1 protein-coding gene is annotated in these 1,207 nt (G+C 65.8%); it reads right to left on the bottom strand.

The features are described from left to right. Positions 1-1,207: condensation domain-containing protein (locus A2J02_RS16105; RefSeq protein ID WP_231893875.1), on the bottom strand; the 1,207-nt coding region annotated here is incomplete at both ends.

Raw genomic sequence — 1,207 nt, 5'->3', positions numbered from 1 at the left:
AGCGTCGTCGACGACCACTCCCCGACCACGTCGCCACACCGCCGTGGCGAGGGCGAGAGCCGCGAGCAGGCCGTCGTTGACGCTGCCGTGGAACGCGTCGGGCAGTGCCGTCAGTAACCCCTCGGTGACGTCGGTGGACAGCGTCAACTCGACCTTGTCCACTGTTCGGTACACGTCGATCTCGCGATCGAGTGCTCGCGATCCGATGAGTGGATCCGGTTGTGCCAGAACGTCGCGCCAGATCGCCAGTTCGTCTCCGCGGGTGGCGGTGACCTCACGCAAACCGTGCGACCAACGACGCATGGAGGTGCCGACCGGAGCAAGCTCCGGGGTGCTTCCGCCGATGATCTGGGCCCACGCCGACGCGAGGTCGGGAACCAGGATTCTCCAGGACACGCCGTCGACGACCAGATGGTGGGCGACGACGAGCAGACGGCTCCCCTCGGAGCCGGCGTCGAACCACACCATCTGGATCATGACACCGGCATCGGGTGCCAGCCGGCCGACTGCTGCTGCTGCCTCGGCGTTTGCCTGCTCCGAGAACTCCTGCCCCCGAACGGTTGTCGAGGTCACGCGGTGCACGACCGAGTTCGCCGAGACCGCTCCGACGGGAAGAACCTCCATCGCGGGGTGCTCACCCCGGTGCAGGACACCGCGAAGCATGTCGTGGTGATCGAGGACCGTCTGGACGGTGGCTTCGAGCACATCGAGTTCGATGTCGACCGGAAGTGTGAGAACCGCCGTCTGCGTGTGCTTGTCCAGAACGTCCGTCCGATCGAGCATCCACGCCACGATCGGAGTCAGAGGTACATCGCCCACGCCGCCGCCGGGCAACTCCTCCAGTACGAGAGGTGCAGTGCCGTCCGAGGACGCGACCACCTCGGCGAGCGCCGCAACCGTCTTGTGCTCGAAGACATCTCGTGGCGACAGAGACAGTCCGGCCGCCTTGGCGCGCGAGACCAACTGAATCGACATGATGCTGTCGCCGCCGAGGGCGAAGAACGAATCGTCGACGCCGACACGGTCCAGTCGAAGCACCTCGGCGAACAGTCCGGCCAACGTCTTCTCGACCGCATTGTCCGCGTCGCGACCGGACGTGACCTGAGCGGACCAATCGGGTTCGGGGAGTGCGGTGCGGTCGAGTTTGCCTGCCGGAGTCAGAGGAATGGACTCCAACATCACGAACGCAGAGGGCACCATGTGCGCA

The organism is Rhodococcus sp. EPR-147, from assembly GCF_001647185.1.
Lineage (GTDB): Bacteria > Actinomycetota > Actinomycetes > Mycobacteriales > Mycobacteriaceae > Rhodococcoides.
The sequence above is the reverse complement of the archived record's forward strand: the minus strand, read 5'-3'. Positions and strand labels throughout refer to the sequence as shown.